Raw genomic sequence first — 17401 nt, forward strand, 5'->3', positions numbered from 1 at the left:
TCCTTTTGTTTTATGGCACGACACAATTTGCTATATCACCTGCTACATCACCAACAACGCTATCTGCAAAGAATGGGGTTATGTTAGCGATTCACAATATTTGTTTTGAGCCGTTTGGAAATTCATAAAAGCTTCGTCTATGTTTGATTGACGGCCACGGAAGTAGGACGAAAGGCCGAATTTCAAGGAGAGAGGAAGCATTATGAAAGTAACACACCGTTTACCCGCAATGGTGAGCGCCATTGTCTTTTCAGCCCTGTTTGCACTACCTGCGATGGCGGCCGATCCCGTTAAAGAAGCCAGTAAAGTACAAACCCAAGCTAAGACCGATGCTAAAAATATGGCAATGGATGCTAAGCAAGCCATGCCTGATTCGGCTCAGGTGAATATCAATACTGCCTCGTCTGAGCAGTTACAAATGCTCAAGGGCATTGGGGTGGCCAAGGCGCAGGCCATCATAGACTATCGAACGCAGAATGGTAAATTTAAGGCCATTGATGAGTTGGCCAATGTCTCAGGCATTGGTGCTAAGCTGATTGAGCAAAATCGCCATATGATAAAGCTCTAGGGATAAGGCGCCTCCAGACTGGAGCCCTTATAAGAAAAAGCCTGCATTAGCAGGCTTTTATCATTTTCACTTGTCTAGTTTGCCTATAGATTGTCCAGTTAAACCGGATATTTGCCAAACGGACGGATTAGCACTTGATCCCATAGGAGCCATGGGGGATAATCCGCGTCGTTCGGTGATTATCCACCAAGTGATACACTCGAAGTTATGGTGACCCTAGGGTCCCCCCGCAATGATAACTTGTGAACTCGGCCAGGCCCGGAAGGGAGCAACCGCAGCAAGCGACTCGTGTGCCGGGGTGTCGGCTCTAGGGGAACCTCCATTCTTTAATCTTTTCAATAGGTTAGCTTGAGATAAGCCTTGTGGTACACAAGGTGGTGCACTTGAGTTCAGCCAAACCATTATCAAGCCCTTACTTATTTCAATCTCGTCACGGCATTTGGTATGCGCGTATAGTCGTACCTGAAACCCAGAGGGACGTCATTGGAAAGCGAGAGCTGAGACGCTCATTGTCGACTCGTGACAAGTTTGAAGCTATTCGTAAATCATGGGATGTTCTTAAAGCCTTACGTTTAATGGCCGAAGGTAAACAGCCTCAATCTGTCACAACAGGCTCCGAAGGTCTCTCTGATATTCATCCTAAGGTTATTGTTTACTCCAAGCCTATTCCTGAGCCTTATCATCAGTCATCTTTACCGAAACTTAGCCAAGTAGCACAAGAATACAGTCGAGAAAAGCTCTTAGGTGGTGCATGGTCTAAACAGACTGAAATTACCAATCGTAAGACATATAGAGACATGATTGCCTTGCTGGGCGACATTCGAATTGACCAGTTCACCAAGGAAAAGGCTCAGAAATATAAGCAGCACTATAGCGCGAAGAAAGAACTTTCAGTTGCAACCATCAACAAATACCTGACTCGAGTGACTGCTTTATTACAGTGGGCATCGTCTCACTATGGGACGTCAAATCCTATGGTTGGCATGAGCATTCAGGTATCCGAAAAGGTTAAGATATCCAAAGAAAGAGAGGCATTAACCCCATTCCAAATAAAGCAATTATTCCAAGGGACTTCACTTCACACTAATCCTAAGTTTTCATATAGATATTGGCTTCCAAGACTTGCAGCATACACAGGCGCTAGAGTCGGAGAGTTAGCTCAACTGTATCTAGATGACTTCACGATAATTGACGGTCATCCCTGCATCCTTATCAGAGCCAATCGAGCAGACCAGTCTATCAAGACCCCTAGTAGTGAAAGGGCTATCCCAATTCATAGCAAGTTAATAGCAATGGGCTTTCTTCACTTTGTGGAACGACAACGCTCCCTTGGTCACTTGCGCCTATTCCCTGAATTACCTAAGAAAGAGGCAAGGGGATATTCCCATGCAGTTTCTAAGTGGTTCTGTTATTTCAAGAAAAAGCTTGATTGGGGGGAGCGTGAAACCTTACATGGGATACGCCATGCAGTAGCAACACAATTGAAGCGCAAGGAGTTTAGCTCAGATTTAGTTGCTGGGTTATTGGGTCATTCTCATGGTTCAATTACCTTTGACCGCTATGGAAAGGAATACAAGATAGATAACCTAGTAAAAGTGGTTGAGGCTCTTGATTGGGAATGATGGCTGTATAGTCAAAGCCGACTAAATCCTGAGTTACATACAAGTGGACTTCAACCAACAACGTCCCAACTATGTCAAGCCGCGAGATTTCCGAGCTGACAGGTAAGCGCCACGACCATGTTTGCCGTGACATTCGTAACATGCTAGAGCAATTAGCCGATGCCCCAAATTTGGGTTATCAACAAAATCAAGTGGTTACAGAGCAATGCCCACAGACTAAGCGAATCAGTGCCTACCTTCTGCCTCGCCGCGAGTGTGAGATTCTGGTCTGTTGCTATTACGTAGTTCGCAGAGCCGCTGTCATCGACCGCTGGCTGGAGCTGGAGACCAAGCAACGCCAAATCCCCAACATGACACTGAGCCGATAAGGTGTACTGTCTATCGAAGGATGAACTAAAGCTGAGAAGCTAGGAAACCACAACATTACCCAAGGTTTATCAATAAGTAGTGGGGTGACGCTCAGGCTGCATTAGGTAAGTCAAAAGTTAAATCTTCTTGCTCACCTTCATAGCAGTTCAGTAGCGCCGTAGCCGACCTCTCAGTAGCGCTTGTTTTTCCCCTGTGCTTAGTTCGGTCTGTACTCAGATACGAGTTTCGATACTCCCACATTTCTTTGTAAGGATAAGGCTTAAGTAACTGTCCTGTTTGAGCATGAATATAGTGGCCAACTAGCATGCAGTCCCGTCTCCAAAGTACCGCTTTTTCATATGACTCTAGGTCAAACATGGCTAGGGCAAAAGGTTTCTCTAAAGGGGAATGCTTCCAGTAAAAACGAGGGTCAAGCATGGGGCGAGTCTCTTGCTGTATATCCTTCACATCTTTCATGCGGCCCAGACTTCTCAGGCTCGTGAATAGTCTATCAACAGTAGTCTTACTTTTAAGACCACATTTGAGGGCTATCTCTCGCCTTGATGCCTGAAAGCAATTGTCATGCTTATCAAACAAGGAGTGATGACTAATGATATCTATGAGTAGCTGATATTGTTTTGACGTAAGAGGTTTTTTCATAGGAAATGTGTCCACCATAAAAGTGCTGAAACCCTTTATTACCAAGGGATGTAGAGGATTTGAGGGAATGGTTTGCTATATATAAGAACTAGGAGGCTGGCTTAGGATGACTTAAAGACCCCTAGCTAATGCAGGGAGCCGAAGACCAATACAATATGTGGGCATGGGCCTTGTCTTTACGACGCATGTTTGTCTTCGAGACTATGAAGAAGCTAATAGAGCAGAGTCTTGCTGAGGAAATGACTATCCAGATTAGTTAGCTAGACTAAAGATGTCCTTAGATCTAAGGCTCTGTCTTGAAAGGGAATATTATCCTGATTGGCTATACAGGCTGAGGAGTACCTTGGTCTTTAGGTGTCCTTAGGTCTGAGGTGTCTTAAGGTTAAGGAAGACCGATATACGTAGACCACAACACTTTGGAGAGGGCTGAGGATTACCTACTAGCAGTCCTGAAGTTCTTTGGGATGACCACTGAACAGCAGAGGATACAGTGTAGTCTAAAGGAAGCGGAGGAAAACTTAAGGTTACCTTCATTTCTCTGTCGTATATGGAGGGACAATTAGCAGATGACCTCTTACTGGTGGTCTTGATGACCGTAAGGCAGCCTAGTGACAACACCAAAACAGGGAGGCAGAGACAAGGGCTACAGAAGATCCTCAGAACGCCTCAGAGCCTCGATTAGCTCTAAGGAATACCTTAAGACTCTAGAGGCCACTGCAGATTGTCCAGAGCGTTTATAGGCTCTTATTCCAGTGTCTCTTGACTGTCGCCAGAGACAATCCCAAGACCTCACTAGCCTTGGATTGCGATAGCCCTTGCTCTCTTGCTTTCTGCACTGTCTCTGTCGTTCCTTTGGCTACAGGACGGCCGAGCTTTTTACCTTCAGCCTTGGCCCTTGCCAGTCCTTCCTGAGTTCGCTCTATGATGCGGGACTTCTCGAACTCGGCAAAGGCTGTCATCAGGGACAGCATCAGCTTTCCCTCAGGCGTGCTGAGGTCTGACACTGGGAGGTCTAAGGACTGAACGCTAATACCCCTTGAGGTCAGATGCTGTATGGTCTGGAGTACGTCTATAGCATCCCTTCCCAATCTATCCAGCTTCAAGACTACTAGTCGGTCTCCAGCTTCCAACTTGTGCTCTACTAGGTTCTTGAAGGCTGGCCGAGCCATGGCAGCTAAACCTCCAGAGATAGACTCGCTAATGATACGACTATCCAGTAACTCTGGGATACGCTCCTTGAGCTGGTGGGCTTGAGTCTCGGCATTCTGCTCGACGGTGGAAACACGACAGTAAGCAAAAGTTCTCATGGGGTAATTCTCAGTTGGTGTCATAATTGGTGTCAAGAATGCTTTTTGGGTTCAACAATGTCAATTGGTAATTTATTGATACCAGATAAGGCCCACAATTCACGGTGTCATTAAACGATGGTTTGTTGAGACAGATGGAAGATATTAGGGAGCCTGATGGACAACATTATTGAACTAGTAGCGCTCTTTTGTTTCGAATTTTGCATACAACTTTATTACTATTTTTTCAATTAACACACTATTCAGGTTGTTTTTTAATCGCAAATCACCATATAGATATTGAATAAATAAGAAGCCGGAGATACTGAATGCAAAATTTACCTAGTCAGCAAGAACTTGAGCTGATACCCGCTGTTCATAGCACTCCAAATGGAATTGAAATGGGTGTTCTTACCGATGGAACACCTTATCTTTCTGCTCGAGGGCTAGCCGAATTATGCGGTGTAGCACCAAGCGTAATTATTACGCTGACTAGTGGATGGCAAGAGCAAAGAGATAAACCTAGGGGGAAACTGATAGAACAGATGCTTGTTCAGCAGGGAGCTGACCCGAATAATTTATATAGAAGGGTGAACTTTCAAAATACGCCTGTGCATGCTATTTCAGATAAACACTGCATGGCAATATTGGAATACTACGCCTTCGAGGCTCAAACTTCTAGTGAACGTGCTAGGCAGAATTATAGAGAACTGGCGCGTTATAGCTTAAGGGAATACATCTATAGGAGTACAGGCTACAACCCTAATCTCCATCTTCCTCCATCATGGACAGTGTTTCATGAGCGTATGACACTTAATCGTGTTCCTCCCGCATATTTCAGCGTATTCCAAGAGATGAGCAGTCTTACCGTTGATGCAATTCGTAATGGCATGCCTTTCGACAAAGGGACTGTTCCTGATGGGAGCGTAGGAACTTTTTGGTCCAAGCACTGGGAAGCCTATGGGTTGACTAATAAGTATGGAGAGCGGACTAAGCACCCTCATAAATTCCCTGATGATTGGCCGCAACGAGATTGTGCCGCATGGATTTACCCAATAGCAGCTCTTGGTGAATTTAGACAATGGATGAATGAAGTCTATCTGCCTGAAAAGTTTCCGAATTACATTAGGGGTAAGATCGGTAAAGGTGACATTGCAGAGAAGATTGGCTATGGCCTGATTGCTGCGGTAGTCCCTGCGCAGATTCAAAACAAAGGTTAAAGATCTTTATACATAAATTAATCTATAGAGCTTAAGTATTTTTGCTGACATACATTTACTTGGGCTCGACAATCTATTGAGAATAAAACCCATATAATACTCGGAGATTTTTGTTGTCCATTTAGTCTTCACATAAATAAAAATTGTACAAATTATAGGAATGACATTGATTCAATAATGAGACTACGCAATGAATAGACCGCAGCATCCAGTGAACTATGGTGATAAGACTTCCTTACATATACAACAAAGGACTGAATTTTATTGGGTGGAATTTAGGTCTGTTGAATTTTTAGACATCACCCCCAATCTGTGTATATGACGTTGTGTCAACTAAACCATTCACTCACTTTGTTGGAGCTTCATATATGTCAAAAAACACTAAACAAACCTCAAAACAAGTAGCCTCTAATGCTGCTAAGACTCTTGCGAACCCTTCTGCGTCACAAGTAGCCAAAAAACTGGCTGCCTCTGCTCTCGCTCAAAGTTCCACTGGTAAACAGACTGGTGCAGAAATGGAAGAATTTGCGTCAAAGGTTCTCAAAAGCAACAAATACAATGAAGGCACAAAAGAATTGGCGGCATCAGTCCTGAGCCAATCGAATAAAGAACGCTAAGATCCCACAGTTACTCGATTATAAAGGTAGTATAGCAGCACTAACCAGTTCGTCTTCTGAGCATGGATGCTCTTTATTCATAATAAAGACGCTGAAGTCATTTCTGTCACATGCTTAGAACACATCTTAGGGCTTCCCTAGTAGGTTATTCATTCCTGCTTGGTCTTCAGCATCTATAAAAACGACTCCACTATCCAAATAGACAAATTACTCTAGAAGACTAAAAAATGATTCAGAGAGTTAATTATGTACAACTAGGGGGGAGGGGGGAAATTAGGCAATTGCTATTTTTATAAAGGCCTCAGAAATTTTTGGCCTATTTTAGAGTCTTGGGACTACTAAAAATATAGGTTCGTCAAAATAACAAAAGTATAATTTATTTGGGAAGATACATGTTACTGCCTAAGTATCTGCAGCAAGTGATTATCTCTAACCCAAATCGATGCTGCCTTGAATAGCTCGTCCCAAGAGTTAAACGAAGTGTTACGTCTTACATAGTCATTCCATTCTTGGCTTTGCATGGTAGTCTGGGTGAAAGGTAATAGACCTGATTCTCCTATGAAGATCTGCCAATCAGTGTGGGCTGAACATTTAGATAAAAACTCCGCACTGAGAAGTTCAGATAGTTTGCCTTCCAAGGGAATATGGGCATTTTTACCAATCGATGATACACAAGTATTGCAAACTACGAACAGTTCACCTCGTACATCGATATAATTCCGTTGGTCATTGCGGTTAAATGGAGTTTTGCAGTACTGACACTGTTGAGTCCAGAGTCCAGTACTACGATCCACTTTGAGACCAATCTCGTTGATTTTACTTTGGCAGCTATGGCAGATATATCTTGTATGTCCTTGGATATCTGCTTTGAATCTATCGGCTTTATGATTGATAGTTATTTTGCATCTAGCACACTCGCATTCTGAAGGACTCGAGTAATAATAAATAACCCAGATACAGACGCCAATACCTGTCAGGATAGACCAGCCCTCCTGAAAGAACTTCAACACTTCCATGTTCAGCCTCGTAATATTTCTATTTATTGACCAAATAGTTAGCAGCAACAAATTATGAGTTTACTTATGCTCCCTTCATGGTAATTCAACACATTACATTGTGTACGGCAATGGTTAATTTAACTTGACGTCATTGCGTCATAAGGGGTACAAACAGTGGGTCATTCAACGTTTTAACGCCACTTAGGTATCTTTAAGCATGTGAATGGTTGCTTACCTTGCAACCCCCGCAATGATAACTTGTGAACTCGGCTAGGCCCGGAAGGGAGCAACCGCAGCAAGCGACTCGTGTGCCGGGGTGTCGGCTCTAGGGGAACCTCCAATTGTCCCCATCCTTTTCCAATCTTCTTTATCTTTAACTCAGCTATTAGCAATAACTGCTCTACTTAGCATTTAGCAACACAGCTAAATTTACTCGAAAAAGCTTGTTGCAAATCGATGTAGCGATACCAATACCATATGACTTAGCTGTCGGCTTCTTCCTGCTGCATTCTTTTTTGTAGATTCTGTTTAAGAAAGGCGCGTGATTTCTCTAATGCTGCTTGGATTTCTCGTTTGAGCTCTTGTAACTCGTTGTAATCTTCGAAGAAATAGGTGTCGACTAGGTGACGAATATAGCGCACGGGCAGTTGATTGAGTGTCACACAGCAGAGATCGGCTAAATAATCCTCCGGTAATTCATCCATCAGGCCTTCATCGGATAACATTTCCATTAAGAGAACTTCGTAATAGTTACGGATTTCGAGTTGCATCGCTGTGCTCCATGATGATTTTTATTGAGTTTGCTACCACAAATGGTTGGCTGCAATAAAAAGTTGGCTATGTCTTTGGCTTAATTGTAGTTCGTCTCGGCTGTAGCCGCCGCCAATTACCGCCGCAACAGGAATATTTGCCGCTTTTGCCATAGATAACACGGTTAGATCACGTTGATACAATCCCTGCTTGCTGATCTTTAGGTGCCCTAAGTCATCATCTTGATGAATATCGACGCCGGCGTCATACAGGATGAGATCTGGTTGATGGAGTCGAATCAACAACTCAAGAGTCTGTTCGACGGTTTCCTGATAAGCGCTGTCATCTGCACCTTTCGTCAATTCAATATCATAGTGTGACTGCTGTTTACGACTGGGAAAATTCTCTTTGCAGTGGATGGAGCAACTGATAATGCCTTGATGCCTGTGGCTGAGGGTGGCTGTGCCATCACCTTGATGTACGTCACAGTCAAAAATCAGCACCTTATGTAATTGCTGCTCGGCCATCAGTTTACGGGCGGCGATAATCAAGTCGTTGAAAATACAGTAGCCGCTGCCAAAGTCATAGTGTGCATGGTGATAACCGCCCGTTAAGTGAAGGGCGATACCCGTTTGCAAGGCTAAATGTGCGGTTAAACTCGTCCCCGATACCGAGTGCAAAGTACGTTCGACTAAGGCCTCACTCCATGGAAAGCCGATGCGTCTAAAGGCCGTATTGGCTAAGCTGCCTTGGATAAATTGTTCGACATAATCTTGCTGATGCACCTGCATTACATCTTCTGCCGTCATCGGTGAGGGAGTATGAAATTGAGCCGGAACAGCCAGTTGATTATCGAGCAGATACTGATAAAGACGTGCGTATTTGGTTGTGGGAAAGCGGTGGTGGGAGGGTAACGCCAGCTTGGAGTAGCTGGCGTGATAAACCAATGGGATCATCTTGATTAGAGTTGTGAAATAGCCCAGCTCATAAACTCTTTACGTGTTTTCTCATCGGCTTGTAACCACCAGTATTGCAACATCTGTTGTGGATTCGCGCCAGCCGCTTTAGAAGTATCAACCGGAGCGGTTAATGAGGTGGCGTTCACAGCTGCCTGCGCCGAAGTGGGGGCTGGCGCGGCAACAACCGCCGCTGTGCCTGCTGCGCCCGTTGCAGCGGCTGCAGTGCCTGACACATCTACCGCTTGGTTACCGCTAAAGAGACGGGAGACAAAGCTCTCTTCTTCAATGTCGGTGTTTGTCACTTTGTAATTCACCTGACCTTTGTCTGAGCGGGTTAATACAACCTGAGGATTTTGAGCGAAGGTTTTAGGCTTTTTAACGACCTTGCCCTCAGCGGCTTGCAAATAATATTGATGATCGCCGTCCACTTCTAAGGTCACGATAAAAGGGGAAGACTTTACGAAGGTCTGGCTGTCACTGAAATCGTCTTCAACCATCTCATGGTAACGGATCGCGATTTTGTGAGTGCCGGGCGCCAACTCTAAGCTGCTTTTATGGTTGAATACGCTGGACTCGACTTTTTTGCCATCGAGGGCAAGGTATTCGAAGGACATAGGGATATTCAGATCTGCGGCAAAGGCTGAGGCAGAGCCGAGTAGCACTAGCAGGCTGCTGATTGGCAAAAGTGATTTCATTGTTGCTCCTTAACGATTATGACTCTGATGCGGACGTTCGAATGCTTGAATGCGATCTTCGATATAACTGATGGCTTGCCTGCATTTACCCAAACGACGATGCATCAAAAGGATGTCATTTTGCAAACGGATTTTGTCAGCACTATGACAGTTTTCAAGTTTTGATTCCATTTCTGCAATTTTTTGTTCAAATTTCTTAGCCCAATTCAGATGCTTATTCAGTTCGGCATAGATTTCGTGGCTATTTTGTAACACATTGCTGGCAATCCAAGCAAACCCACTGGCTTGGTGCGATTGGGTCTGTTGTTGGGCAAAACGCGCACGTTTACTGGCACGTTGTTGATTTTTAGACTTTATATCGATTGAGGTCGTCAGTAGCGCCCGTTTAACCGCGGTAAAACGGTCTTGAATACGTTCACAGCTTAGGGCGATGGTTTGCGGCGCGAGTTTTAGGGCGATTTGCTTCTCTAACTGACCGATACTATTACGAATTTGTTCAATGCAAGGCATGAGTTGGGCGCCATTTTGAATAAACAGCGACTGATTAAAGCGCTCAATATCCTGCAGAAGTTTACGCTGGCTCGGCGCAAGATGACTGTCGTGTTGCAGTACTTCTTGCTCAAGCGTTGTGAGCTGATTTTTCAACGTGCTGATTAGCTGCGAAGTGTTCAAAACCATGCGCTCCACGCCAGATTAGCGGCAATTGACAGGACAATTAATATAAACAACGGCCGAATAAAAGGCATACCAAATTTTATCGCGCAGCGGGCTCCGATAAAGGAGCCGAGCATCATAGATAATCCCATCCACAGACCGATTTGCCAATGGACTTGCCCTAGAAAGCCAAAAATCGCCAGCGCCGTCAAGTTGCTAGTAAAGGTCATCGCTCTCGCGAGTGCACAACTGTGTAAAAGAGGTAATTGATATAATGAACCTGAACTCACGGTCCAAAAGGCACCAATGCCGGGGCCTGCAAAACCATCGTATATGCCTAATAATAAACCTTGTAGGCTTTGTTTTAGTTTAGGTTGGGCTTTTGTTGGTGCCTGACAATCGGTATCCGAGATAGCATTTGGGCTAAGCAAGCTGTAAATCGCGATGCCAATAATGAGCAGTGGCAAGGCTTTTTCGAGCCACTGAGCATTTAACAGGTACACCAACACACTGCCGAGTACCGCGCCAATAAAGGTGGCGATAAACGCCATATACCAAAAACTGGGTCTGAGCAGATGTTGGCGATAATAGGTCCAAGCCGCCATGGACGAGCCAAAACTGGCGGCAAATTTATTGGTACCTAAGGCGGTGTGGGGTGGGATCCCGAGGGTGAGCAGGGCTGGAATAGAGAGCAGGCCTCCACCACCGACCACGGCATCGATAAAACCTGCAATTAAGCCAATGACAGCCAACAGGGCCCAGTTGCTGGGCTCGAGTAACAACTCCAAATCTTAATCCTACTCAATGACTCGTCTAAAGGGGGGCAGTGCGTCTAGCAAGGATTTGCCGTAACGTTTAGTCACTAATCGTCTATCTAGGATAGTGACTCGGCCATAATCCTGCTCTTTACGCAGTAATCTACCACAACTTTGGATAAGCTTTCGCGATGCATCTGGAATGGTAAGTTGCAGAAACGGATTTCCGCCCTTTATTTTCACATACTCGGCATGGGCTTGCTCGACGGGTGAGGTTGGCACGGCAAAGGGCAGTTTAGTCACAATGAGGTTGGTGAGGTAATCCCCGGGTAAGTCTAGGCCTTCAGAAAAACTGCCGGTACCGAACAAGATACTCGGTTCACCTTTGTCGCACTTGGCTTTGTGGGTCTCAAGTAATTGCTGGCGCGGTGCATTACCTTGAATAAGAATTTCCTGCGTGAGCTTGCCCTCGAGCAGCTCGGTCACTTTCTCCATTTGCCAGTAAGAAGCAAACAACACTAAGGTGGCCATTTCGCCTTCAATCAGTTCCAAAATGTGTTCGGCAAGCTCAGCGGTATAGGCATCATCCGTCGGCTCGGTTTTCATCTTAGGTAAGTAGAGCGTGGCGTTATTCGGATAATCGAAGGGGGATTGCAGGGCGAGATAACGACTGCCGTCCTTTACCGATAATCCCACCTGATGGGCGAAATGGTCGAAGTTATTCAGCGCCCGCAGCGTTGCGCTGCATAATACGACGCCAGCCGCCTTTTGCCACAGCATAGACTCGAGCATAAACCCAACTTCAATCGGCGAGGCGCTAAACAGGTAATCGACCTGTTTGCCCGTGAGTAATTCAATCCAGCGGGCGAGGGGCGCGCCTTTAGTGGAATCTTCCTTTGCCATCATTTTCCAGAGCTTTTGCAGGTTTTCGAGTCGCTGCAACATAAAGCCCATTTCGGCCTGTAGCGCTTCTGCTTGATGCTTAGGAATGTCGCCATCTTTTATCGCCTCGGCCAGCAATAATTGCATCTTGTTAAATTGCTTGAGGGCAAGATTAGAGGTGGCCGCGAGATTTTCGGCTGGGATTTTTAGTGCATCGGGCAATTTACCGTGTTCGAACCGATAGCGGCTCTCGGGATTGGCAAACTGTTTGGTTTGAGTGTCACAAAAGTGGGCGACTTGATTGAGCTGAGCGATTAAGTCACCGATATGATCCTGCATCGCCTGCGCTGGGGCGATAATATTGTTGCTCTTTATCTGATTTTGTAACTTTGCACTGGTCTTCCCGACTTTTTCGAGCCAGTCGGCGGCGCCCCTAAGTGTTGCCTGTGCGCTAGAAAAGTCCCGGGCAACGATAGGTAAGTGATGGGCTTCGTCAATGACGTAAAATACGTCTTCGGGATCGGGTAAAATCACCCCGCCACCGAGCTCTAAGTCTGCAAACAGCAAACTGTGGTTGGCGATCAGTACATCCCAGGTATCCACGTCCTCGCGGGCCTTGTGAAACGGGCAATTTCGATGACTGGCGAGTTGCCGATGACAACTATGTTTATCGCAGGCGATTTGCTGCCAGAGATGGTCTGGTATCGGTGTCGATAGCGTATCGATTTCACCGTTCCAGCGGCCTTCATTAAAGTCGCTGAGTAGCTCCTGCAGCATGGCAATTTGGCTGTTATCCGGCTTTGTTTGCCACATGGCCATTTGGGTACTGTTATCATCGCCTATTAGCATCGCAAGCTTGGATAAACAGACATAACGCTGGCGCCCTTTTACCAGACCGAAGCGAAAGTTTAGTCCTGATTGTTCGAGAAAAAACGGTAAGTCTTTGTGCAGTAACTGCTCCTGCAGCGCCACGGTTGCCGTAGCGATACAGACTTTTTTCTTACTCGCGAGTGCAAGCGGGATCGTGCCCAAAATATAAGACAATGATTTACCAATCCCCGTACCCGCTTCGACCACTATGATGCGTCTATCTTTGTCATAGTCGCCAGCTAGGGTCTTAGAGATTTCTGCCACCATAAAATTTTGCTCGCGGCGTGGCCTAAAATTAGGCAAAGAGGCGGCAATATCTTTATAGATAGCGCGGATCTGGTTTTTTACGTTGTCAGGTAACATGCGGCACTACTTTATCGAATTAATGCTGTACATAATAACAGTGATTGCATAGCCTAAGAAACTTTTCTGCTATTTTATGGCAATTTTATTCTGTATCCCGAGAATCAATAAGCAGCGAGAGCCTTAGAGTGAAACCGCAGTTGAATCCCCCCGAGAGTCTGACACATGACACGGCTGCGCCCGTGAGTGTACAGGGACGCGTCCTGACGCGCCATGCTATTACGCGCGGTGCAACGCTTGTGCTGCAGTATTATCTCGCCACCGTTTCAGGCCCTGTGCTGGTGGAGTTACCTGACTCTGAGTACATTTGTTTTTGTCATCAAAGCGATATGGTGGCATTGCAGTTACAAACGCCGGGGCTGGCGCTGCGCTTTGTACCGCTTACGCTTAAAAGCTTTAAAAGACAATCCGTGGCGGCAATATATGCTCCATCGAGTAGTGTGTTTCGTCACTTGCAGCGGATAGCGACGGATGCGGGGATTCCCTTATTTGAGGCGGATATCCGTCCCGAGCAGCGTTTTTTAATCGAGCGTTTTGTGGCGCTCGATGTGGCATTTTTAGGGCATTTTGTCAGCAAAGCTGGCATAGATGGACAGTTGCCTGTTTTTAGCGCCATACGCGCCAAAGCGGTTGCGTCGCAGCCAGCAATTAAACTGCGCTCTATCTCCCTCGATTTTGAATGCAGTTTTGATGGTTTACTCTATTCCGTGGCCCTTTATGGACGCGATGTGCAATCTCAGCCCTATGAAAAAGTCATTATGGTGGGCGAGCCGCAGCATGATGCTGCAATCTATATCGAATGGGTGAACGATGAGGCAGCGCTTATCCATAGTCTCATCGCTTGGTTTACTGAGTTTGATCCCGATGTGATCATTGGTTGGTCGGTGGTGACCTTTGACTTAGCGCTGTTATATCGGCGTGCCATGTTGCATCGCATTCCGTTACGCATTGGGCGTGGTGGCGCGCTCCTTGAGTGGAAGGTCGAGAATAAATTTCGGCCAGAAACCTTAAGTTTACCGGGGCGAGTGGTGCTCGATGGTATTGATTGGTTAAAGGCGGCCTTTTATCAATTCGAGCGCTTCTCCTTGGAGTTTGTCGCCCAAGCGCTACTAGGTGAAGGCAAAGCGATTCATGATGTAGAAAATCGAGCGCAAGAGATTGATGCGCTATTTGCCGAAAATAAACAAGGGCTTGCACATTATAATCTGACCGATAGTCGCTTAGTGTGGGATATCTTTGAACATACGCAATTGTGGGATTTTGCCCTCGCTCGCGCCGAGTTAACGGGGTTAGAACTGGGGCGCGTAGGCGCCTCAGTCGCCGCATTCAACCACTTGTATCTACCGCATTTACATAGAGCGGGTTTCGTCGCGCCCGCAGAGCCTGCTAGCCAAGGGATAGAAAGCCCTGGCGGTTATGTGATGGATTCTGTCCCTGGTTTTTATCAGCATATTTTAGTGTTTGACTTTAAAAGCCTTTACCCATCGATTATCCGAACTTTTTTGATTGATCCTAAGGGGTTGATTGAAGGTTTAGATAATGAGAACGGATCTGCATTAGATAAGCCTGAAACTGTTCCGGGTTTTTTGGGCGCGCGGTTTAGTCGGCACCAACCGATCCTGCCCAAACTCATCCAAAATCTCTCAGAGCAACGTGAAAAAGCTAAGCGGGAGGCGAATGCGCCTTTATCGCAAGCGATTAAAATCATTATGAATTCGCTATATGGGGTTTTAGGCTCCCAAGGCTGTGTGTTCCATGATGCGAAACTGGCAAGCTCCATCACCATGCGCGGTCATCAAATTATGAAACAAACCCGCGCGTGGATTGAGGAGATGGGCTACCAAGTCATTTATGGAGATACTGACTCTACCTTCGTCTATTTAGGCCCAGAACCCGATCTCAGTGATATTAATGCCTTAGGTAAGCAGATTGCCGCGCGAATTAATCAGCAATGGCAGAGTAAAATCGTAAAGGAGTTTCAGCTAGAAAGCTTCCTTGAGCTACAGTTTGAGCGCCACTACGAACAGTTTTTTATGCCGACCCTGCGCGGCTCGGAAGAGGGGAGTAAGAAGCGCTATGTTGGAGCGTGGCGTAACCATAGCGGAGCGTTAGAAATCACTTTTAAGGGAATGGAGCAGGTTCGTAGCGATTGGAGTCCCTTAGCCCGGAAGGTGCAGGCAGAACTCTATGAACGCATGTTTAACCAACGGGATATTAGTGGTTATTTGGCTGATGTTATCGGCGAACTTCAAGCGGGCAAGCGCGATGATGAGTTAGTGTTTAGTAAGCGTATGCGCCGTAATTTAGAAGAATACACGGCTAAGTCTTCTCCCCATGTGAAAGTCGCGCGACAGCTTTGTGAGCTAACAGGAAAGTCATCCTTTGGCAAGCGAGGGGCGCAGATTGATTATGTAATTACTGTAAACGGTCCTGAACCTGTTTCGCATAGATCGTCTACAATTGATTATCAGTACTACATAGATAAGCAAATAGGCCCTATTGCAGAGCCTGTTTTTTCAATAATGAAACTAAATTACACCAGCATTACGTCGAATCAGCTATTGTTAATTTAGTGTTTTCATTGTGTTTTTTATGTTTTATTTGCGGTTGTTTGTAGTGATTTAAGCTGTTTTGTAGAGGTTAAGCGCGACGTTTTTGTGATGTTTATCTAGATATTCCTTCGGTTTCGCTTGGAGAGTTTGATGAAAGTTTGCTACTCTCGGTGGGAAATTGTAAGGAAATATAACAACGGAATGACGTTGATAAAACTATAGACGAAAAGGTTAAGCACCAAATGAACAAAACGTTAGTAGCTACTGCGCTAGCAGCACTCTTTCTCGCCCCAACGGTATCTGCAATCGAAATCTACAAAGACAATAAAAATGCGGTAGAAATCGGTGGCTTTATTGATGCGCGCGTAATCAACACTCAAGGTGAAACTGAGGTTGTTAATGGTGCTTCTCGAATTAATTTTGGTTTCAGCCGTGAGTTAACACACGGTTGGAACGCCTTTGCCAAATTGGAATGGGGTGTGAACCCTGTCGGCAACAGCGATATTGTCTATAACAACCGCTTCGAATCAGTGCAAAATGAGTTTTTCTACAACCGTTTAGGTTACGCAGGCATTAGCCATGATGAATACGGCACTATCACTATTGGTAAGCAATGGGGTGCTTGGTATGACGTGGTTTACAACACCAACTACGGTTTCGTATGGGATGGTAACGCTGCGGGTGTTTACACCTTCAACAAAGATGACGGTGCGGTAAACGGTGTTGGTCGTGGTGATAAGATTGTTCAATACCGTAATAGCATAGGCGATGTGAGTTTTGCGGTTCAGACACAATTAAAAAACAGCAGTTTCTATACCTGTGATATTGAAAATATCACAGAAGAAGCCTGCGAAGTAGAATGGAACGCTGGTAAGAAAGAAGCGCAACAAGTCACCTATGATTACACCTATGGCGGCTCTGTAACTTACAAAGCGACAGATAAGCTTAGCTTGATGGCGGGTATCAACCGCGGTGAATTTGATATTGCCTATGGCAATGGCGATCAAAAAACCGCTGTTGATTTGATCTACGGCGTGGGCGCAACTTGGGGCGACTTCGATAAAGATGGTTTATATGTTGCGGCCAACGTTCACAAAGAAGAAAACCATGATACCGATAATATTGGCCGCTTGATCAAAGATGCCTATGGTGTTGAAACTTTAGTTTCTTATAAGTTTGATAACGGTTTACGCCCATTTGTGTCTTACAACATTCTGGATGCCGGTAAAGATTATGTAATTCAACCAAACTTTAACGCCGATCCTAATGATGTGTTCAAGCGTCAGTTTGTAGTTGTAGGTTTACACTTTGTTTGGGATCCAAGCACGGTACTCTATGTTGAAGCACGTAAAGACTTCAGCGATTTTACCAGCGCAGACCAAGCGCAAGAAGCCAGAATGTCATTGTCAGAAGACGACGGCATCGCCATTGGTATCCGCTATACGCTTTAAGCCTCAGCTGTTTATCTAGAAACTAGATAACTAAAAGTTAACAAAAAACGCCAGTCAGCAATGACTGGCGTTTTTGTTTATGCCGCCGTCATTCAGGTCTCCCACTGTATCTTGTCTGCATTTTGTTTTATTTGTTTATTTTATGTTGATT

15 protein-coding genes and 2 other RNA genes are annotated in these 17401 nt (G+C 45.5%); 9 read left to right on the forward strand and 8 right to left on the reverse strand.

Annotated features, from left to right (window positions below; genetic code table 11):
• Positions 1-202 precede the first annotated feature (202 nt).
• The 4 genes from ACUZ8J_RS07775 (at position 203) to ACUZ8J_RS07790 (ending at position 2558) form a co-directional block, all read left to right on the forward strand.
• Positions 203-568: a ComEA family DNA-binding protein gene (locus ACUZ8J_RS07775; RefSeq protein ID WP_446693512.1), complete on the forward strand. Its 366-nt coding sequence runs from the start codon at positions 203-205 to the stop codon at positions 566-568.
• Positions 569-784: 216 nt separating this feature from the next.
• An RNA gene (gene ffs / locus ACUZ8J_RS07780) (signal recognition particle sRNA small type) lies at positions 785-882 on the forward strand.
• Positions 883-951: 69 nt separating this feature from the next.
• Positions 952-2190 (forward strand): tyrosine-type recombinase/integrase, encoded by a 1239-nt coding sequence (locus ACUZ8J_RS07785; protein WP_446693513.1) that lies wholly within the window; start codon positions 952-954, stop codon positions 2188-2190.
• 71 nt (positions 2191-2261) lie between these two features.
• Positions 2262-2558, forward strand: coding sequence for a Rha family transcriptional regulator (locus ACUZ8J_RS07790; protein ID WP_446693514.1), 297 nt, complete (start codon positions 2262-2264; stop codon positions 2556-2558).
• Positions 2559-2649: 91 nt separating this feature from the next.
• On the opposite strand, the gene ACUZ8J_RS07795 is transcribed toward ACUZ8J_RS07790, so the two are convergent.
• Positions 2650-3198 carry a hypothetical protein gene (locus tag ACUZ8J_RS07795; protein WP_446693515.1) on the reverse strand — a complete coding sequence of 183 codons (549 nt, stop codon included), beginning with the start codon at positions 3196-3198 and terminating at the stop codon, positions 2650-2652.
• A gap of 734 nt (positions 3199-3932) precedes the next feature.
• Complete coding sequence (locus ACUZ8J_RS07800; RefSeq protein ID WP_446693516.1) at positions 3933-4529, reverse strand: recombinase family protein; 597 nt, start codon at positions 4527-4529, stop codon at positions 3933-3935.
• A gap of 284 nt (positions 4530-4813) precedes the next feature.
• On the opposite strand from ACUZ8J_RS07800, the gene ACUZ8J_RS07805 reads away from it, so the two are divergent.
• The 3 genes from ACUZ8J_RS07805 (at position 4814) to ffs (ACUZ8J_RS07815) (ending at position 7643) form a co-directional block, all read left to right on the forward strand.
• The gene (locus tag ACUZ8J_RS07805; RefSeq protein ID WP_446693517.1) at positions 4814-5704 is read left to right on the forward strand and encodes a hypothetical protein; all 891 of its coding nucleotides are present in this window, start codon (positions 4814-4816) and stop codon (positions 5702-5704) included.
• Between the two features lie 368 nt (positions 5705-6072).
• Positions 6073-6321 carry a hypothetical protein gene (locus ACUZ8J_RS07810; protein ID WP_374924254.1) on the forward strand — a complete coding sequence of 83 codons (249 nt, stop codon included), beginning with the start codon at positions 6073-6075 and terminating at the stop codon, positions 6319-6321.
• A 1237-nt stretch (positions 6322-7558) separates the two neighbouring features.
• Positions 7559-7643, forward strand: an RNA gene (ffs, locus tag ACUZ8J_RS07815) — signal recognition particle sRNA small type.
• A gap of 158 nt (positions 7644-7801) precedes the next feature.
• Here ffs (ACUZ8J_RS07815) and ACUZ8J_RS07820 read toward each other — a convergent pair.
• The 6 genes from ACUZ8J_RS07820 to dinG are packed head-to-tail and all read right to left on the reverse strand — an operon-like array spanning position 7802 to position 13247.
• Positions 7802-8089 (reverse strand): late competence development ComFB family protein, encoded by a 288-nt coding sequence (locus tag ACUZ8J_RS07820; protein ID WP_011623229.1) that lies wholly within the window; start codon positions 8087-8089, stop codon positions 7802-7804.
• Between the two features lie 33 nt (positions 8090-8122).
• Positions 8123-9025 (reverse strand): histone deacetylase family protein, encoded by a 903-nt coding sequence (locus ACUZ8J_RS07825; protein WP_446693518.1) that lies wholly within the window; start codon positions 9023-9025, stop codon positions 8123-8125.
• 5 nt (positions 9026-9030) lie between these two features.
• Entirely contained in the window at positions 9031-9723 is a 693-nt protein-coding gene (locus ACUZ8J_RS07830) for a DUF2057 domain-containing protein (RefSeq protein WP_446693519.1), read from the reverse strand.
• Between the two features lie 9 nt (positions 9724-9732).
• Positions 9733-10401, reverse strand: a complete 669-nt coding sequence (locus ACUZ8J_RS07835) for a primosomal replication protein (RefSeq protein ID WP_176370290.1) — start codon at positions 10399-10401, stop codon at positions 9733-9735.
• The gene (locus ACUZ8J_RS07840; RefSeq protein WP_446693520.1) at positions 10392-11165 is read right to left on the reverse strand and encodes a sulfite exporter TauE/SafE family protein; all 774 of its coding nucleotides are present in this window, start codon (positions 11163-11165) and stop codon (positions 10392-10394) included. Before ACUZ8J_RS07840 ends, ACUZ8J_RS07835 begins: the two co-directional genes overlap by 10 nt.
• 9 nt (positions 11166-11174) lie before the next feature.
• Positions 11175-13247, reverse strand: coding sequence for an ATP-dependent DNA helicase DinG (gene dinG / locus ACUZ8J_RS07845; RefSeq protein WP_446693521.1), 2073 nt, complete (start codon positions 13245-13247; stop codon positions 11175-11177).
• A gap of 140 nt (positions 13248-13387) precedes the next feature.
• Between dinG and ACUZ8J_RS07850 the strand changes: the two genes are divergently transcribed.
• The gene (locus ACUZ8J_RS07850) at positions 13388-15820 is read left to right on the forward strand and encodes a DNA polymerase II (protein WP_446694917.1); all 2433 of its coding nucleotides are present in this window, start codon (positions 13388-13390) and stop codon (positions 15818-15820) included.
• A gap of 221 nt (positions 15821-16041) precedes the next feature.
• Positions 16042-17250 (forward strand): porin, encoded by a 1209-nt coding sequence (locus ACUZ8J_RS07855; protein ID WP_446693522.1) that lies wholly within the window; start codon positions 16042-16044, stop codon positions 17248-17250.
• Positions 17251-17401 lie beyond the last annotated feature (151 nt).

The organism is Shewanella sp. Koi 1, assembly GCF_052907445.1.

Coding starts and splice junctions, on each gene's coding strand:
- ACUZ8J_RS07810 (WP_374924254.1), top strand. CDS start 6,073: ATGTCAAAAAACACTAAACAAACCTCAAAACAAGTAGCCTCTAATGCT.
- ACUZ8J_RS07825 (WP_446693518.1), bottom strand. CDS start 9,025: ATGATCCCATTGGTTTATCACGCCAGCTACTCCAAGCTGGCGTTACCC.
- ACUZ8J_RS07830 (WP_446693519.1), bottom strand. CDS start 9,723: ATGAAATCACTTTTGCCAATCAGCAGCCTGCTAGTGCTACTCGGCTCT.
- ACUZ8J_RS07795 (WP_446693515.1), bottom strand. CDS start 3,198: ATGAAAAAACCTCTTACGTCAAAACAATATCAGCTACTCATAGATATC.
- ACUZ8J_RS07775 (WP_446693512.1), top strand. CDS start 203: ATGAAAGTAACACACCGTTTACCCGCAATGGTGAGCGCCATTGTCTTT.
- ACUZ8J_RS07855 (WP_446693522.1), top strand. CDS start 16,042: ATGAACAAAACGTTAGTAGCTACTGCGCTAGCAGCACTCTTTCTCGCC.
- ACUZ8J_RS07805 (WP_446693517.1), top strand. CDS start 4,814: ATGCAAAATTTACCTAGTCAGCAAGAACTTGAGCTGATACCCGCTGTT.
- ACUZ8J_RS07820 (WP_011623229.1), bottom strand. CDS start 8,089: ATGCAACTCGAAATCCGTAACTATTACGAAGTTCTCTTAATGGAAATG.
- dinG (WP_446693521.1), bottom strand. CDS start 13,247: ATGTTACCTGACAACGTAAAAAACCAGATCCGCGCTATCTATAAAGAT.
- ACUZ8J_RS07835 (WP_176370290.1), bottom strand. CDS start 10,401: ATGGTTTTGAACACTTCGCAGCTAATCAGCACGTTGAAAAATCAGCTC.
- ACUZ8J_RS07790 (WP_446693514.1), top strand. CDS start 2,262: ATGTCAAGCCGCGAGATTTCCGAGCTGACAGGTAAGCGCCACGACCAT.
- ACUZ8J_RS07800 (WP_446693516.1), bottom strand. CDS start 4,529: ATGACACCAACTGAGAATTACCCCATGAGAACTTTTGCTTACTGTCGT.